Annotated in this window: 19 protein-coding genes; 9 read left to right on the top strand and 10 right to left on the bottom strand. The window is 51.2% G+C overall.

Translation table 11 applies throughout. From position 1 onward, the window contains the following. Positions 1–9: 9 nt before the first annotated feature. The 4 genes from LG202_RS02115 to rpoE form a co-directional block, all read right to left on the bottom strand. Positions 10–1443, bottom strand: coding sequence for a DegQ family serine endoprotease (locus LG202_RS02115; protein ID WP_230346772.1), 1434 nt, complete (start codon positions 1441–1443; stop codon positions 10–12). 164 nt (positions 1444–1607) lie between these two features. Next, entirely contained in the window at positions 1608–2558 is a 951-nt protein-coding gene (locus tag LG202_RS02110; protein WP_230346771.1) for a MucB/RseB C-terminal domain-containing protein, read from the bottom strand. 7 nt (positions 2559–2565) lie between these two features. After that, positions 2566–3024 (bottom strand): sigma-E factor negative regulatory protein, encoded by a 459-nt coding sequence (locus LG202_RS02105; protein ID WP_230346770.1) that lies wholly within the window; start codon positions 3022–3024, stop codon positions 2566–2568. Then, the gene (rpoE, locus tag LG202_RS02100; protein WP_230348020.1) at positions 3024–3641 is read right to left on the bottom strand and encodes an RNA polymerase sigma factor RpoE; all 618 of its coding nucleotides are present in this window, start codon (positions 3639–3641) and stop codon (positions 3024–3026) included. The genes LG202_RS02105 and rpoE overlap by 1 nt, the downstream gene beginning before the upstream one ends. A 194-nt stretch (positions 3642–3835) precedes the next feature. Here rpoE and nadB point away from each other — a divergent pair, with 194 nt between their 5' ends. Next, positions 3836–5461 (top strand): L-aspartate oxidase, encoded by a 1626-nt coding sequence (nadB, locus tag LG202_RS02095; RefSeq protein ID WP_230346769.1) that lies wholly within the window; start codon positions 3836–3838, stop codon positions 5459–5461. 47 nt (positions 5462–5508) lie between these two features. Continuing rightward, positions 5509–6177 (top strand): class I SAM-dependent methyltransferase, encoded by a 669-nt coding sequence (locus LG202_RS02090; RefSeq protein WP_230346768.1) that lies wholly within the window; start codon positions 5509–5511, stop codon positions 6175–6177. A gap of 18 nt (positions 6178–6195) precedes the next feature. Here LG202_RS02090 and LG202_RS02085 read toward each other — a convergent pair whose 3' ends face one another. The 6 genes from LG202_RS02085 to LG202_RS02060 all read right to left on the bottom strand — a co-directional run bounded on the left by LG202_RS02085 (position 6196) and on the right by LG202_RS02060 (position 10857). Next, on the bottom strand, positions 6196–6633 hold the full coding sequence (locus LG202_RS02085; protein ID WP_230346767.1) for a DUF1841 family protein: 438 nt from the start codon (positions 6631–6633) through the stop codon (positions 6196–6198). Beyond that, entirely contained in the window at positions 6633–7505 is an 873-nt protein-coding gene (gene thiD / locus LG202_RS02080) for a bifunctional hydroxymethylpyrimidine kinase/phosphomethylpyrimidine kinase (RefSeq protein WP_230346766.1), read from the bottom strand. Before thiD ends, LG202_RS02085 begins: the two co-directional genes overlap by 1 nt. After that, the gene (locus LG202_RS02075; RefSeq protein ID WP_230346765.1) at positions 7506–8606 is read right to left on the bottom strand and encodes an FIST C-terminal domain-containing protein; all 1101 of its coding nucleotides are present in this window, start codon (positions 8604–8606) and stop codon (positions 7506–7508) included. It abuts the gene before it with no gap. Further along, the gene (gene nth, locus LG202_RS02070; RefSeq protein WP_230346764.1) at positions 8603–9262 is read right to left on the bottom strand and encodes an endonuclease III; all 660 of its coding nucleotides are present in this window, start codon (positions 9260–9262) and stop codon (positions 8603–8605) included. Before nth ends, LG202_RS02075 begins: the two co-directional genes overlap by 4 nt. Positions 9263–9266: 4 nt before the next feature. Next, positions 9267–9914 carry an electron transport complex subunit RsxB gene (gene rsxB / locus LG202_RS02065; RefSeq protein ID WP_230346763.1) on the bottom strand — a complete coding sequence of 216 codons (648 nt, stop codon included), beginning with the start codon at positions 9912–9914 and terminating at the stop codon, positions 9267–9269. Positions 9915–10080: 166 nt separating this feature from the next. After that, the gene (locus tag LG202_RS02060; protein ID WP_230346762.1) at positions 10081–10857 is read right to left on the bottom strand and encodes a flagellar brake protein; all 777 of its coding nucleotides are present in this window, start codon (positions 10855–10857) and stop codon (positions 10081–10083) included. Positions 10858–11054: 197 nt separating this feature from the next. On the opposite strand from LG202_RS02060, the gene LG202_RS02055 reads away from it, so the two are divergent. The 7 genes from LG202_RS02055 to LG202_RS02025 all read left to right on the top strand — a co-directional run bounded on the left by LG202_RS02055 (position 11055) and on the right by LG202_RS02025 (position 16688). After that, positions 11055–11195, top strand: a complete 141-nt coding sequence (locus tag LG202_RS02055) for a DUF3149 domain-containing protein (protein WP_230346761.1) — start codon at positions 11055–11057, stop codon at positions 11193–11195. 142 nt (positions 11196–11337) lie between these two features. After that, positions 11338–12111, top strand: coding sequence for an elongation factor-1 alpha (locus LG202_RS02050; protein ID WP_230346760.1), 774 nt, complete (start codon positions 11338–11340; stop codon positions 12109–12111). A gap of 109 nt (positions 12112–12220) precedes the next feature. Further along, positions 12221–13003 carry a TIGR01458 family HAD-type hydrolase gene (locus tag LG202_RS02045; RefSeq protein WP_230346759.1) on the top strand — a complete coding sequence of 261 codons (783 nt, stop codon included), beginning with the start codon at positions 12221–12223 and terminating at the stop codon, positions 13001–13003. Between the two features lie 20 nt (positions 13004–13023). Beyond that, a complete protein-coding gene (locus LG202_RS02040; RefSeq protein WP_230346758.1) occupies positions 13024–13575 on the top strand; it encodes a YqiA/YcfP family alpha/beta fold hydrolase in 552 nt (183 codons plus the stop codon). 162 nt (positions 13576–13737) lie between these two features. Beyond that, complete coding sequence (gene dapA / locus LG202_RS02035) at positions 13738–14610, top strand: 4-hydroxy-tetrahydrodipicolinate synthase (protein ID WP_230346757.1); 873 nt, start codon at positions 13738–13740, stop codon at positions 14608–14610. A gap of 27 nt (positions 14611–14637) precedes the next feature. After that, positions 14638–15846 (top strand): outer membrane protein assembly factor BamC, encoded by a 1209-nt coding sequence (gene bamC, locus LG202_RS02030; RefSeq protein ID WP_230346756.1) that lies wholly within the window; start codon positions 14638–14640, stop codon positions 15844–15846. 68 nt (positions 15847–15914) lie between these two features. After that, entirely contained in the window at positions 15915–16688 is a 774-nt protein-coding gene (locus LG202_RS02025; protein WP_230346755.1) for an MBL fold metallo-hydrolase, read from the top strand. Positions 16689–16790: the final 102 nt, after the last annotated feature.

Genomic DNA, 16790 nt, shown 5'->3' with positions numbered 1-16790 from the left:
TAGCATGCTTTACTTGCCAATCTTGACCGGCACATACAGGGTATTGTTTTCCCGCTGCACCAGCAATGCAACGGTCTTGCCTGCATGGATAGCATTCACCTGCTTGGTGAATTGCTCCAGGCTTTGCACCTCCGTATTATTCAAGGCCAGCACTAAATCACCACGGCGGATGCCCGCTTGCGCTGCCGCACCTTGCGCATCCACAACAATCAACGCATTACGGCCATTCAAGCTACGGCGCTGCTGCGGTGTCAGTTCGCGCAATGTCAGACCCAAGCGGTTCGATTCAGGCTTGGCATCTGGCTGTGTATTCGCAGCGACTTCATCCTTGTCTGCTGGCATTTCACCCAATGCAATATTCAAGGTCTTGCTGGCGCCCTTGCGCAACACCTCCACTGGCACCTGCTTACCAGGCTTGGTTGCGCCAACAATCCTTGGCAGGTCAGCCGACGTGGTGACCGCTTTGCCATCAAACTTGACGACCACATCACCCGCCTCCAGCCCACCCTTTTCAGCAGGGCTACCCTTCTCCACACCAGCCACCAGCGCACCGTTGGTATTCTTCATGCCGAATGATTCGGCCAGATCCTTGGTAATTTCCTGGATGCCTATCCCCAGCCAGCCGCGTGCTACACGACCTGAGGCCTTGAGCTGATTGGAAACATCGATAGCGACATCAATCGGGATGGAAAACGACAAGCCCATATAACCGCCGGTACGGCTATAAATTTGCGAGTTGACCCCGACAACCTCACCTTTGAGGTTGAACAGCGGCCCACCTGAATTACCGGGGTTGATCGCTACATCGGTCTGGATAAAAGGAACAAAATTTTCCTGCGGCAATGCACGCCCCTTGGCACTTACCACACCGGCTGTCAGCGTGCTTTCAAGACCGAAAGGAGATCCAATCGCCACCACCCACTCGCCAACCTTCAATAGCTCAGGATTGCCAATCGTTACCTTGGGCAGGCCAGTGGCCTCTATCTTGAGTAGAGCGACATCCGTGCGACGATCCGCGCCGACAATCTTGGCCTTGAATTCGCGCTTATCGTTCAATTTAACGATCACTTCATCCGCTTCACGCACCACATGAGCATTAGTCAGGATATAACCATCGTTACTGATAATGAAGCCTGAGCCCAGCGACTGGGACTTGTATTCAGGCGACTGCTGACCTCCCTGCCCACGTGGCACACCAGGGAACCCTGGAATACCAAAGCGGCGGAAAAACTCATTCAACGCCTCATCTTCCGGCATCCCCTGAAAAGGAGAACCACCAGCCCCCCCTTGCATCACCTGGGTGACACTGATATTGACAACAGCAGCACCTTGCTTCTCGGCCAACTCCGTAAAATCAGGTAACTCTTTGGCCAAGACGGGTGTTGCAGCCGCCAGGCCCACAGATAAACAAATTGCGGAAACAGCAATCAGTTTTTTAAACATCGACTCACCTCGTTAACACGTCACACTCATACACTGCTTAAACTACTCGCAGCAAGCTCACATACCAAATCACCATCATCACAACCGCGCCAGGCAAGATCAAGCTGCAAAGCACCTGTATACAAACTAAAGAAAATAAGCGACCCAGTTTTCGGATTTGATGACTACTTGAAACTGACCGCACTACCGATCTGCGCCACCGTCGCTGCGGGCACTTCACCTACAACCAATATCTGATATCCCTTGCTGACATTGGCATAGAAATGAGTAGCCCCTTTCGACGTCTGACCGATCTTAGGACGAATACCTTTAGACAAAGGTTCAATGAAGAGGGAAACAGAGGCCAAGCCATCGGTAAAAATCACTTGGGTGACAGGCGCAGTTTTGCCTGGCACGAGACGGGTCACTTGCTCAACCTTGCGATAACCCGCAGGCAAAACTCCAACTGTCCAGCCAGAGGCATCCTGAGCGGGCTGGGCATTGGCCTCTTCAAGAATGTAATGCTTGTTATGATCAACATTGGGGTGGAACCAGTCCATGCCCTGCTCTTCCATCATATTGACCTGACTGAATGCCATTTGCTCCAACATCTGCTTTTGATCATTCAGCATCAGCGATTTCAGCAGCAAACCATATTCACGATCAGTCCAGAACTTGTAGGCATATCGCAGGCTATCACGAGGATCAAGAAACACTATCCTGCCATCACGACCAGCAATACGCTCCGTACCACCGATTCTCGCTTGGTAGCTTGCCTTTAGGCGCTCAATATCTTCAGGCAATACAGCTGGGAACAAGTTATGTGCCCGGCGCTTTTCCATGATGACTTTTTCATTCTTGGAACTAAAAATGACGACATCCCCACCTTGGCTGAGCATTTCTCTAGGTGTGCCATCCAGCACGACCATACGGGCATATTCACCTTGGCCCGAGTTGGTATGGGTAATCTGGACAGACTTGATATTGTCCCCAGACTGATAGATAAAGACCCCTTTGTAGCTCAGATCGTGGGCTGCGCTCGCAGCCTTTTGCAGAACGAGCCAGGGGTCTTCAGGTTCGGCATGCACAACGACAAACGGGCTTGCCAGCAGGAAAGCCAGCAGGAAACGCTTCATCTACCGACTACTCCGAATAATTGGCGGGCTGAATATAGTAGGCGGAATTATTGGAAGCCTGTGACTGGTGTGCCAACCAATAGTCCGAGGGAAGGCTTTGAGCAATTTCCATGGGGGTTGCGTCTTCCTCCAAGCCACTTTGCACCTGCTGCTGCAATACCACCCAGCCAACAAATGCCACAGCCGAAACAGACGCTGCTACAGACCAGAGTTTGCTATTTTTGAGTAAAGTCCGCTTACGCTTGACGGAAGGCACCAGAAGCACAGGCTCATCCTCAAGGCTAGCCAACAAGCGCTCGGTAAAATCAGGCTTGAAAACAGGATTGCCACGCATGGCATCACCGATCAAATGATAATCAGACCAAGCCTGGGTAGACTCACCACCAGACTTCAAAGTCGTATAGAGGTATTCTGCATCCTCAAGCGCAATGTCACCATCCATCAGCGCCGAAATTTGACTTTTCATCACCATCTCCTGTTTTCGGGGGTGTCCAGTAAAGGACGCAACTTCTGGGCGATCGTTTCACGAGCTCGGAAAATGCGTGAACGCACTGTCCCTATGGGGCAATCCATCATCGTGGCAATCTCTTCGTAGCTCAAGCCCTCTATCTCGCGCAATGTAATTGCTGTGCGTAACTCTTCTGGCAAGGAAGCTACCGTATCGTTCACAGTCTGGGCAATTTCCTTGCCCATTAATTCTGTTTCAGGTGTATCCATGGTGCGTAATTCATCACCATCATCAAAATTTTCAGCGTCTTCAATTTCAATATCACCTGTAGCTTGGGGTCTGCGGCCCATCGCTACCAAATAATTCTTCGCGGTGTTGATACCAATACGGTATAACCAAGTATAAAAAGCACTGTCACCACGAAAGCTAGGCAAAGCCCGATATGCCTTGATGAAGGACTCTTGTACTACATCCTCCACCTCGGCTGGATCCCTGATCAAGCGAGAGAGCAAGCGCCCCAGCTTACGCTGGTACTTATCCACCAATAAGCCAAACGCACGCTTATCACCACCTTGCGCACGCTCAACTAACTGCTGGTCTAATTCCCGATTACCCGCCGGCGGGGTTACTGCCATCGCGGCCATGCTCCCTGTCTGTGTTTTCTTGACAGACGGAGTATACCCGCGCACTCCCGTATCGACGAAGCCCATGCGCGAAAATTCCTCGAAATTATTTGTCTTGATCATGACCTTCCCTTTGTATTTTCATGACTAGCTTAGTGCTACAGACAGCGCTACACTCGCGAAAGTTCATCCATCCTTGGGTTCTTATGCAGCAATATGACGTCCTCATCATCGGCAGTGGTCTTGCCGGCCTCACCCTCGCGCTTAAAGTGGCAGCAAACAAAAAAGTCTGCTTGATCAGCAAGCGAGGCATTAACGATGGCTCCAGCAACTGGGCACAAGGCGGCATTGCCGCTGTGCTGGCAGATGATGACTCAACAGAGGCCCATATTCAAGACACCCTGATTGCAGGTGCAGGACTATGCGACGCTGCAGTGACACGCCTGGTTGCAGAACATGGTCGTGAAACTGTGGAATGGCTGATTGCAGAGGGGGTTCCTTTCACTCGCGAAGACGACAATAGCGGCTTCCACCTGACCCGTGAAGGCGGGCACAGCCATAGACGCATCATTCACGCTGCCGATGCCACAGGGCAGGCGGTGCAGAAAACCCTCGCCGAAAAAGTACGTCAGCACCTCAACATTACCGTTTTAGAAGAACATATTGCGGTCGATCTCATCACCGCCGGCAAGGTCAACATGGAAGGTAGCGCCTGCCTGGGTGCCTATGTGCTCGACAACATCACTGGCAAGGTGCTGACCATTGCTGCCCAGCACACCGTGCTGGCAACTGGCGGCACTGGCAAGGTCTATCTCTACACAACCAATCCCGATGTCTCGTCAGGTGATGGCGTTGCCATGGCCTGGAGAGCAGGCTGCCGCGTTGCCAACATGGAATTCATCCAATTCCACCCCACCTGCCTTTACCACTCCGAAGCCAAATCCTTCCTGATCACGGAAGCCGTTCGCGGTGAAGGCGGCATGCTCAAGCTGCCAGATGGCACGCGCTTCATGCCTTGGCATGATGAACGCGCCGAACTGGCGCCACGCGACATCGTGGCACGCGCCATTGATTTTGAAATGAAGAAGCGCGGCCTAGACTGCGTGTATCTGGACATCTCCCACAAACCAGCAGATTTTATCCTGTCACACTTCCCGACAATCTACCGTCGCTGTTTCGAGCTCGGTATCGACATTACGCGTGAACCTATTCCCGTCGTGCCAGCAGCCCATTACAGTTGCGGCGGGATCATGACCGATCATATTGGCCGCACTGATATTCCAAGACTGTATGCCATAGGCGAAAATGCTTGCACTGGCCTGCATGGTGCCAACCGCTTGGCCAGCAATTCCCTGCTTGAATGCCTGGTATTTGGTCAGGCAGTGGCGGAAGACATTATCGCGCAACCCCAGCAGCCGGAAGTCACGCTGCCGTATTGGGATGAAAGCCGCGTCACGGATGCGGATGAAGAGATCATCATCACCCATAACTGGAGCGAGCTGCGCCGCACTATGTGGAATTATGTTGGTATCGTGCGTACCAACAAGCGCCTAACCCGTGCCTTGCATCGCATCCACCTGCTACGTGACGAAGTACATGAGTTCTACAGCAATTTCCGCATCAGCAATAACCTGATTGAGCTCCGCAACCTATTGCAAGTCGCTGAACTCATCGTAAAAAGTGCGATGGAACGCAAGGAAAGCCGCGGCCTGCATTACAGCAAGGATTATCCCTTCCTCGCAGATGAAGCAGTGCCTACTGTGCTGGAACCATCCAACTATTACAGCCTGTTGGATAGCCACCATGGACACGAGCCTCACGAACATCACTAAATCATGATCGCCTCAGGCATGAATACATAGATGACTCAAGGACAATAATGATCACGGCAAATGAGCTAAACGAATTCCTGGAAAATGCGCAACTAAACGAGATGGTCGCCACGGTATGGGATCTGCTGGGGAAAAACTTTGAGCAGGCACAAACCCTGTTACCACCTGAACAGGCCATGGATCGCAAGGAGATTTCGTTTCATGGGCAGGTAAAACTATTGGCTTATCTATGTGCTTTGACTGCTGATCTGCCTGGCGATATTGTTGAGATTGGGGTTTGGAAGGGCAAATCCCTGTCCCTGATGAACGAAGTATCCTGCCGCCAAAAAAGGCTAATAGGCATTGACCCCTTTGTGTTGCCTAACCAGTTTGAGGAATTCAGTCATTACAAGAATCTGATATTCCCCAACGTCATAGTGTTACGAGGATTTTCCGAGTTAAGCGCAGAGCGCTTTTATGATCTTTCACCCAAGGTTTCTTTGCTACATATCGATGGTGGACATGAAGGCCGTAATGTCTTGCTGGATTTTCTGCTGTATGCGCCAAGCGTGGTGTCAGAAGGATTTGTAGTGTTTGATGACTATGCAGACTACCAATATAGCCCCGAGGTGGGTCCAGCTGTCGACCTGCTCAGAGCAGGTGGATATTTCAAAGGCTTTAATGTGCTGGGGCCAGTGCGTGGCTTTGAAAATAGCTATTTACTGCAAAAAATTTAACACATTGCAGGCTAGCGACTAACCTTTTTCCTTAGCCTGTATAGAATCAATATAAGTTTGTGCATCCAGGCCTGCACCACTGCGTTGCGCCTGCCAGATGGCCTCAGCCAAGCACTCCATAAGCACATGTTGCGCCTCCACTGCATCACCATGCTGGCGCCACAGGCTGTGATAAGCAGCCTTGATACCGGGCGGTTGGTCGATAGACACCTGCTCCAACACGGAAAGATGCAAGCTCATGTGCAAGAAGGGATTGGTTTCACCCATCTCTGGGAAATACGACTGATCACGATACCGCTCTGGTGCATTCAATACATGGTGATATTCAGGATGAGTCTGCATCACATCCACCGCCAGCGCCTCAATCTCGCTCAAGGCTTGTTGTTGCTGGAGCTTGGCCCAGGCATCAAAAAAGAATTGCCGCACTTGGTCACGACTGGGGTTAAACAAGGCCATCAGGCTTCCCACACTTTCATCGCCTGAGGCGCAAAACCGTGGTTCAAGGGCCCAACCCCTTCGCCCATCCTGACGTTAGACCCTGCATACAAGGCTGAGCGCACATAAATGCGTGCGGCCTGCACTGCATCTGGCAAATTGAAGCCAAGTGCGAGATAGGCAGCGATGGCAGACGATAAGGTACAACCAGTACCATGCAAGTTGTGGGTGGAAATACGCAAAGAATGTAGCTTATGTAATTCGGTAATTTGCCCTGCACTATTTGCCTGCACCAGGATATCCAGGACATCGTGCCCGGGGAGGTGGCCGCCTTTGAGTAACACCGCACGTGCACCCTGGCCCAGCAGTTCATGAGCCGCCTGCTCCAGCTCATCGGTCGCTGTCAGCGAGCGCCCCAATAGCAATGCCGCTTCATCAAGGTTGGGCGTCACTACCAGCGCTCGCGGAAACAGCTCACGCACCAGCAAGGCAATTGCTTCGTCAGAAATCAACTTGGCACCATTCGCCGCTACCATGACCGGATCTAGCACCACTTGCTTGAGGCCATGTGCATCCAAGGCCTCAGCTACGGTCATCACGACCTCGGGGGAATGCAGCATGCCAATCTTGACCGCATCCACACCGATATCTTCAACCACGGCATCGATCTGGTCGCGCAACATCTGGGCTGGCACGCTATGGATAGCACGCACACCTTGGGTGTTTTGTGCTGTCAGGGCTGTAATCGCCGTCATGCCATAGCACCCTAGCGCTGAAAAGGTCTTGAGATCAGCCTGAATGCCAGCGCCGCCACTGCTATCAGACCCGGCGATAGACAGCACACGGGGATAGCGGTTACTTGTCGTAGCATTCATTAATGGGGTATTCATCATTCAATTTTCCGCAGTAAACAGACCCAGCACTACAGAGTGCTGCCATAAAGCATTGCCGCCAGGAGTGGGAGCAATTTCCCCATTACCATAAAAACCGATCAGCGGCATGCCAGGATAATAACGCTTCAACAATGCAATATCGTCATCCACACCATCATAAAAATGTGGCCCACGTGCCAGGCAGGAGAACATCAATCCAAACGCAGGCTGGTCATGTAAGTTATCTTCCACCGAGGCAATCGTCGCGGCCAGGCGCTGCTGTGCAGCCTTACGATCCAATATCGCCCAGACGAACCAACTACCGGGCGTCACTTCTTGTGCGAGCATTACCGTCTGGGCATGCGCATCCGCACCGATGATAGCCATCATTTGATATTCATCTCGTGCCAATGCCACCTCACTGTCTGCCAGCATCAACATCACGCGATGAAAAGGAATGCCCGTATCATGCGAAATACCAGCATGATCAAGTTCAATCACCAGACTAGCCCATGCCGATTGCTGCAAACCAGCTAAACCGGATACTACTTGCAAGTCATGTTGATCAACCCGCTCAATGCGTTGCGGAGCACCAATAGGTTGCAAAGCATGCGCCATAGCCACGGCACCTTTAAGACCATCTAACCTTAAATCACAATGCGAGGACAAGACACCCTTACCATCCTCCCACACTGAGAACGCCCCCAAGCCAGTAGCATCCCCCGCCACGCTACCAAAACGCTGGCCCGGTGCAGCAAGCCAAGTGGAGTTGAATGCATTGGGGGCTGCCAGCGTTAGTAACAGCCGATCACCCAGCTCCTTCGCCGGCACAATCGCTGCGCCATCACCCAGCACTAGCGCTGCTGCGGCAGACCCGTCCAGCACCCAATCGTCCTGAGTCAAGATACCTGGCGCCGAACATCCACTCACCTGCGTCGTACTTGCCGCCACAGCAGCAGCACGCAATGCAGCCTGCGGAGCCGGGGCAAAATCTTCGCTCAGGAATAGCAGTACGCTATTGGCGATCTCCAGCCCGGCTTGATCCAATGCCTGCTTGACGGCCTGTGTAGCAAGCTCGGCAGTCGGATGGCGGCCTTGCGCCAACCCAGTGCCAACCTTCACACCCCCTCCACCACTGCAGAAGCAGGGGTAGACTTAGCCTTGAACTCACACAGATCGTAGATCACGCACTCGCCACACTTAGGTTTACGTGCAACACAGACATAGCGTCCATGCAAAATCAGCAAATGATGGGCATCTTGCAGATACTCTTTGGGTACCGCTTTCATCAGCTTATTTTCCACCTCGAGCGGCGTTTTCCCAGGTGCTAGGCCAATGCGGTTTCCCAGTCGGAAGATATGCGTATCCACCGCAATGGTAGGTTGGCCAAATGCCGTATTCAGAATGACGTTGGCGGTTTTGCGGCCCACTCCAGGCAAGCTTTCCAATGCTGCCCGCGTATCAGGCACCTGCCCACCATGCAGGTCCACCAGCAAACGGCAGGTCGCCATGACATTCTTAGCCTTGCTGCGATACAAACCGATGGTCTTGATGTAGCCTTCCAACCCCTCAATACCCAGATCAAGAATCGCTTGTGGCGTATTGGCGACAGGAAATAACTTGGCAGTTGCAATATTGACGCCTTTATCAGTGGCCTGGGCAGACAGAATGACCGCAATGAGTAATTCAAAGGTACTGTGATGAACCAACTCGGTCGTCGGTTCGGGAATGGCAATACTGAGTCGGCGAAACAGTTCCTGGCGTTTTTCTGCGTTCATGTTCTTATGATGTCGTTGTTGCCTGACGCTGCGCACGTGCCCGCGCCATGGCAGCAGCCAGCGCTGCCTTCTTGGCTTCCACAGTGGCAGGCGGTTGCCCTGCCTCAATGCGAGTGGCAGCCAGGGGGCGTTTTAGCGGCATATTATCTAGACGTTGTAGCCGATGCTGATACCGAGTTCGCGCCTTATCTGCTACCTGGCGCGCAAGACTGGTTGACTGTGTGTAATCCCAATCCTGATTAGTGAGTGGCTGCATGCTGATGCAATCGACCGGGCACGGCACTACGCACAACTCGCACCCCGTACATTCATCCATAATGACCGTATGCATCTGTTTATGCGTCCCGAGAATGGCATCAACAGGACAAGCCTTGATACATAAGGTACAACCTATACATGTCGCTTCGTCAATAAGCGCCAACATTTTGGGGCGTATCGCCCCATGCGCAGGATTAAGTGACTGGTAAGGTCGATTGAGCAATGTCGCCAACGCATGAATCCCGGACTCACCGCCTGGCGGGCACTGATTGATTCCAGCATCCCCGCGCGCTAGCGCCTCAGCATAAGGACGGCAACCAGCATAGCCACACTGAGTACATTGTGTCTGGGGCAGGATAGCGTCAATACGCTCGGCAAGTGCAATTTCAGTCATGCGGTAGATGAAAGGAATAGATCATGGGATTATACCCATAAGCTAGGCAGGCTCGCTTAATCAACACTAACAGCCATGCTTTCCCGCTCAGCCAGACCTTAAGTCCATTGGGCTAACCAGCACGCACACGCCACACCGTAGCGCGGCCTCCCTCTGCCAACACTCCTTAAACAAGATTTTGCCGCCTATCCACCAGACGCTCATATACGTAATGACGCACCACCAGCTGTACATTGGTAGCCACAGCAACAAACTCCATTCCAACCAAGAAACTGGGTGCCCCGCCCTCTCCCTCGTTCGTGATGTTACGAACTTTGGCCAAGAGCGTGATATTGGACGTGTCATCTTCTGTCAGTTGAGGCAAATTGAAATTCAACGCCAACTGCTCGTCAATCTTCCCCACTTCCTGCTCAGTCACAATCTGACATCCTGTTGCACTGATATTAGTCAGCTTCACCGGTATGGTGGTCCTATCAGCCAATCCAAGCTTGCCATCAATATCAACCTTGATCCGCATTTCACGGCGTATTTTCTTGACTTGAATGCTATAAGGGAAGGAAAGACACAAACAATTGAGAGGATGGTAAATAGTCTGAATAACGCTTGTATCAAAACTACTGATCATGGTGCCGGAGAAAACGCGCACCGTAATCTTCTCACCCTCGTAAAAAGTCAGGTAGGTCCCCTGTGACTTGGGCAAGCGTAACAGCAAGTAATCATTGCTTTCAACACCAATAAAAGTGGAAAGGTGCGGAGTAGGCGTATGCCCACGATGGGTCAGTAGTTGAAGCCTCGTGCCCGGTTGCAGGTTAATTTCTTCAAAGCTGATGTTTTCCGGCTCCACATTAGCTGCATCAGGTGCACTCTCAATCATATCCGTCATGATGGCTTTTCTTCTTAAATTATTCTGTCTTATCAGACAAACCAATAGACTTGCCTGCATCTGCAATTGCCACTTCTTGTTCGATTATTGCTGATGTTTCACGCTCAAATCAAGCCACCTTCGCTATTCATAAGTATTAACCTTTAACCACTTTTAATGAAAGGTCTTTACTCTTGTTGGCAAAAGCGTACCATTAACCATAAATTAAATATGGTTAATGGTAGTTGTAGTCACGTTTATTTAAAGAGGAGATCACCATGTTAAAAGTACTATTTGGCTCATGGGTAGGCATTGCCTCCATTGGTACCATCGTCCTGACAATCATCGTCATCAGCTATTGGATAGGCTTCTGCATCCTCAATGCACGTAAGGAACGGGAAAATTCCACACCCAGCTAATAAGCACATTGAACTCCACCCTTAGGCCTTGCTTCATCAGCAAGGCTTTTTTATTGATAATACCCCTACCAATACTAGGTGAAATCTTGCAAATTGCGGTATGCTTGCGGGGCTTGTATTTTTAACGCTAGACGAGACTGCCATGAAAGAAACCTCCAGCCTGCCTTGGCTCAATCTACCCAACCTACCCACCTCCATCAAAACACTATTCATTGGTTACCTATTGGTCATCGGTGTTGGCCTATGCATGGCTGGCTTGCAGATCATGCTTACCCACGGCATGGCTGATGGCAAGCTAGGTTTGTCCAAGGATGATATTGTCTATAGCTATTACGGTGACCGCAGTGGAAGCAAGTTGGAAAGCAAGCTCAATGGCTCCATGAAGCCTCATGCACCAGCTGAAGTACGTCTGGATATCATTAAGTGGGTTCGCAATGGTGCGCCAGAAGATCAGTGGGAAAACCACTTCAAGGCTGTTTTTGCAGAACGCTGCGTCATGTGCCATAGCGTGATTCCAGGCATTCCTGACTACAGAACCTATGAAGGCGTCAAGCAAGTTTCCGCAGTCAATGAAGGTGCGACGATACAAAGCCTGACCCGGGTATCGCACATTCACTTGTTTGGCATCTGCTTTATCTTCTTCATGATGGCGTTCATTTTCAGCTTTGCTGTTAACGTACCTCGCATATTGAAAATCCTCGCAATTGCCTTCCCGTTCGCGTTCCTGATCCTCGACGTATTGTCATGGTGGCTGACCAAACTCAACCCAGGCTTTGCCTGGCTCACTATTATTGGCGGCATTGGCTACAGTGTTGCATCTACCTTCATGTGGTTTACCAGCATGTACCAGATGGTGATCCTGTCACGTAACGGCAAAGTCTATGGCAACGCCTGGGAAGCTGATCTTAACCGCTAGACAGTCTCTTAACTGATTACACTTGAACGGAGGCTTAGGCCTCCGTTTGTTTTTGTAATACGGCACAAGCCTTGCTTGATATGACATAACATCCAAGGAGCTTATCAATATGGACACTTCATCCGTCAATGCCGTCCTCTTCGACCTGGATGGCGTATTGCATACCGGTAACAGCCCCATTCCCGGTGCCATAGAAACAGTAGACTTACTGAGAGTACGTGGCATCAGCTGTCGCTTTGTCACCAACACCAGCACCCTGTCACGCTACTCCTTGCACCAGAAGATTCTCGGCATGGGGTTTTACGTAGCACAAGAGGAAATCATCAGCGCCCCCGAGGCCGCATTGAAATATCTGGAACAACTTGGCAACCCACTGTGCCGTTTCTTATTAGCGGATGACGTCAAGAAAGATTTCTCGCACTTTCGTCAATCCAATACGCAAGCTGAATACATTGTCGTCGGGGATATCGGCAGCGCCTGGACTTACGAGATCATGAACGAAGTCTTCAATTGCCTGAAAAATGGGGCAAAGCTGATCGCCATTCATAAAAATCGCTTTTGGCAAACGGAAACCGGCTTGCAAATGGATATAGGTGGATTCATCAGCGGACTGGAATATGCCTCTGGTGTAGAAGCCATGATCATCGGAAAGCCCGCAAGCGCGTTCTTCCAGATCGCCTTGGCAGACCTCAAGCTGCCAGCCTCCGAGGTTCTGGTCATTGGCGACGATATTGACTCCGATATCGGCGGCGCACAAAAAGCGGGCATACGTGGCGTGTTAGTGCGCACAGGAAAATTCCGCGAGGAATACTTTGCCACCTCATCGCTCCAACCGGATATAGTACTAGACTCTGTCGCCGATCTGCCCAACTTATTGGGATTGCCGCCATAATCACGATCACTGGAGCGCACTTGAATATTGTCTATATGCCGGGCTTCAACTCCAGCCCGGCAAGTGAGAAATCATCGCTGCTGCGAGAGCATTTCCCTCACATCGTCATCCCCGAATACAACACTTGGGATCCCGATCTTTCCTACGCCCAACTTGAGCAAATTATCCAGCCGCTACTAGACCAAGGCGTTTTGCTAACAGGATCATCCCTCGGTGGTTTCTGGGCCTACCAGCTCGCCCGCCACTATGGGCAACCTTGCCTGCTGATTAATCCATGCATGCATCCTGAAACAAGCCTGCAACGCTATATCGGCAAGGTGGAAAACTTCTACACCAAAGCGCAAGGCTGGCTCACTCAGGAGCATCTAGCCAAGTATGCAGCATACCGATTTGCAGGCAAACCTAGCAGGGTGACTGTGCTGCATGAACAGGGCGATGAACTGATTCCCTTTATGGAAAGTGTGACAAACTTCTCGAGTAAAGCCCGGCTCATTTTGCCTGGCGGTGGCCATCACCGTTTTGCTCGAACTGATCTGATCGTCAGCAGCATTATAGAGATGCTCCCCACATAACAAACGACAGCTAAAAAAATTCACGACTCCATCACAACCCCTTGGGCATGCTGCCCCAATCCTCACAATGATTTACAGCCATGAACAGGCATAAAATCATATTATTATCCGCGTAGTTTCAGTTAAAATGAGCAGGTTTAATCATTATCAGGTCGTATAACCATGCTGCAAGGCAGTCTCGTTGCCATCGTCACCCCTATGCATGACGATGGTAGCCTGGATATCCAGGCGCTACGTTCACTTATCGATTTCCACATCGCACAAAAGTCCGATGGCATTGTAGTCGTGGGCACCACTGGCGAATCCCCCACGGTCGACTTCGATGAACACGCCCTGCTGATCAAAACAACCGTGGAGCACAGTGCAGGCCGGATTCCGGTCATCGCCGGCACAGGAGCCAACTCGACCAGCGAAGCCATTGCCCTCACCCGCAAGGCAAAAGAGCTTGGCGCAGATGCTTGCCTGCTTGTTGCCCCCTATTACAACAAGCCTACGCAGGAAGGCCTATTCCAGCATTTTCGTGCCATAGCCGAAGCCGTCGATATCCCACAAATCCTATACAACGTTCCAGGCCGTACCAGTTGCGACTTGCAGAACGACACCGTGCTGCGCCTTGCCGCGATCAAGAACATTGTCGGCATCAAAGATGCCACAGGCAATATTGAACGTGGTACCGACCTGATCCTGCGTGCACCTGCTGACTTCGCCATTTACAGTGGCGACGATGCCAGCAGCTTGGCGCTACTGTTACTGGGTGGACACGGCGTAATCTCGGTCACTGCAAATGCAGCCCCCAAGCTGATGCATGACATGTGTGCTGCAGCGCAAACAGGCGATATTAAGGCCGCTCGCGAAGCTAATGCCAAGCTGTTTGCATTGCATCAAAAGCTGTTTGTCGAAGCCAACCCTATCCCTGTTAAGTGGGTATTGCAACAGATGGGCTTAATTCAAAGTGGCATTCGCTTGCCACTCGTGCCACTATCATCCCAATTCCATGACACATTACGCAGCGCCATGAAGCAAGCTGCAATTTGATGCCTCAGTTATCAGTCAAGAGAAACCATGAATCGATTCACAATCAAACCTGTTTTACTGGCTACATTACTCACTATTAGCGGGTGCTCCATTCCGTTTATTGATACCAGCTCAGACTACAAGGCGGCAGGCCGCTCGCGCCCGCTGGAAGTCCCTCCTGACCTGACCAACATCTCGGCTAGTGATGCTTATGCCATTCCTGGTGCCGCGACCAACTATTCTGATTACAGCCAGTCGCTGAATGAAAACGGTCAGTTAGAAAACGAGCAGGACAAGGTGTTGCCAAATGCTGATGGCGTACGCATGGAGCGAGCTGGCGCACAACGCTGGCTGGTCGTCAATGCTGCACCAGAAAAAGTATGGCCCGTTATTCGCGAGTTCTGGACTGACCTTGGCTTTGCTGTACAAGTGGAAAACGCGCAAACCGGCGTCATAGAAACCGAATGGGTAGATCCTAGTTCGCTGGACATTGGCGATAAATCTTATCTGGAGAAATTCCAGGGCTGGCTAGACAAGCTGAACAGCCTGCAAAATCGCCAGAAGTTCCGCACCCGTATTGACCGTGGCGTTGAACAAGGTACCACCGAAATCTATATGAGTCATCGTGCTGTCAGCAATGTGCCTGATGATGGCAAGGTTAAGGTGCGTACCATTGCAGGTGAAGTCGAGATGGGCTATGCACCGACCAAGACCAAACGCACTGGTGCTGATGAGTCCCGCGCCATGGCAGAAGACATTGATGCCGAATTATTACGGAGGTTGATGGTACGCTTGGGCGTTGAAGAAAAGAAATCCCGCACCATCATCGCCAATGCATCTCCTGAGCTACGCGCCACCATCAATAAGGAAAGTGATGGCACCCTCAGCCTCAGCACTAATGACGCATTTGATCGTGCATGGCGCCGTGTAGGTTTGGCGCTAGACCGTGTTGGCTTCGTTGTAGAAGATCGCGACCGCTCCAACGGTGTGTTCTATGTACGCTACACCGACAATGACATTGATGAAGCACCAAAGGAAAAGAAAGGCCTACTGGAAAGCCTGAAATTCTGGGGTGATGACAAAACAGACAAGGATGGCAACAAGAAGCGTAAATCTGGTGAAAACCAATACCAAGTCAAGGTAGAAAGTTCCAGTAGCAATAACTCGCTCATCACCATCACCGACAAGGATGGCAAGCGCGAGCGCACCTCCACAGCAAACCGCATCATCAACCTGCTGTTCGAGCAACTCAAGTAATATGACCCTTATCTGTTGTCGCATTCTCTATCCATGCGACAACAGATATCTAACCTGCTTTCCCTGATATGCGATTCGCCTCACTTGGTAGCGGCAGTGCAGGCAATGGCCTGATCATAGAGCAATCCTCCACCCGCCTGCTGCTGGATTGTGGCTTTGCTCTCAAAGACACTCTACACCGCCTTGCCAGGCTAGGCCTACAAGCCGACGACATAGCCGGCATTCTCGTCACACATGAGCACGATGACCATACCAGTGGCGTATTCAAACTCGCGAACAAATATAGGATCCCGGTTTGGCTCACCTATGGGACTTATGTCATGAGCCAGAAGCTCATCCCCAAGGATCAAGGGTTTGAGCTACATGTCATCGACAGCCATCAAGCATTCAACATTGGCGACCTGCATATCCAGCCGTACCCGGTGCCACACGATGCGCGTGAACCAGTACAGTACGCTTTTGAAAATGGTCTGCACAAGCTCGGCGTACTCACTGACGTTGGCACAACCACGCCCCATATTGAAGCGATATTGAACGCTTGCGACTCCTTAGTACTAGAATGCAACCATGATCTCGACATGCTGCGTAATGGACCTTATATACGCTCTTTGAAGCAACGGGTAGGCGGTCGCCTCGGACATTTGGATAATGAGAGCGCAGCGAGTCTATTGGGCAAGCTGGACAATCGAAAACTACAGCACATTGTGGCAGCGCACTTGAGCGAGAAAAACAATCAGCCAGCACTGGTCAATGCCGCATTAAGCCGCACACTCAACTGTGAAGAACACTGGATTGGTATTGCCAGCCAGGCAGAAGGTTTCGACTGGCGGGAAATCAAATAGATTTTAAAAAGTGGGCAATACAAAAACAAAAAGCCAGCAATGCTGGCTTTTTGATCTAGATAATTGAAGCTGGCGTAAAAGCCAGCCTATCAATTACTTAGC

This window comes from Methylobacillus methanolivorans (assembly GCF_054588515.1).
This window is presented reverse-complemented; position numbering and strand designations above follow the sequence as displayed.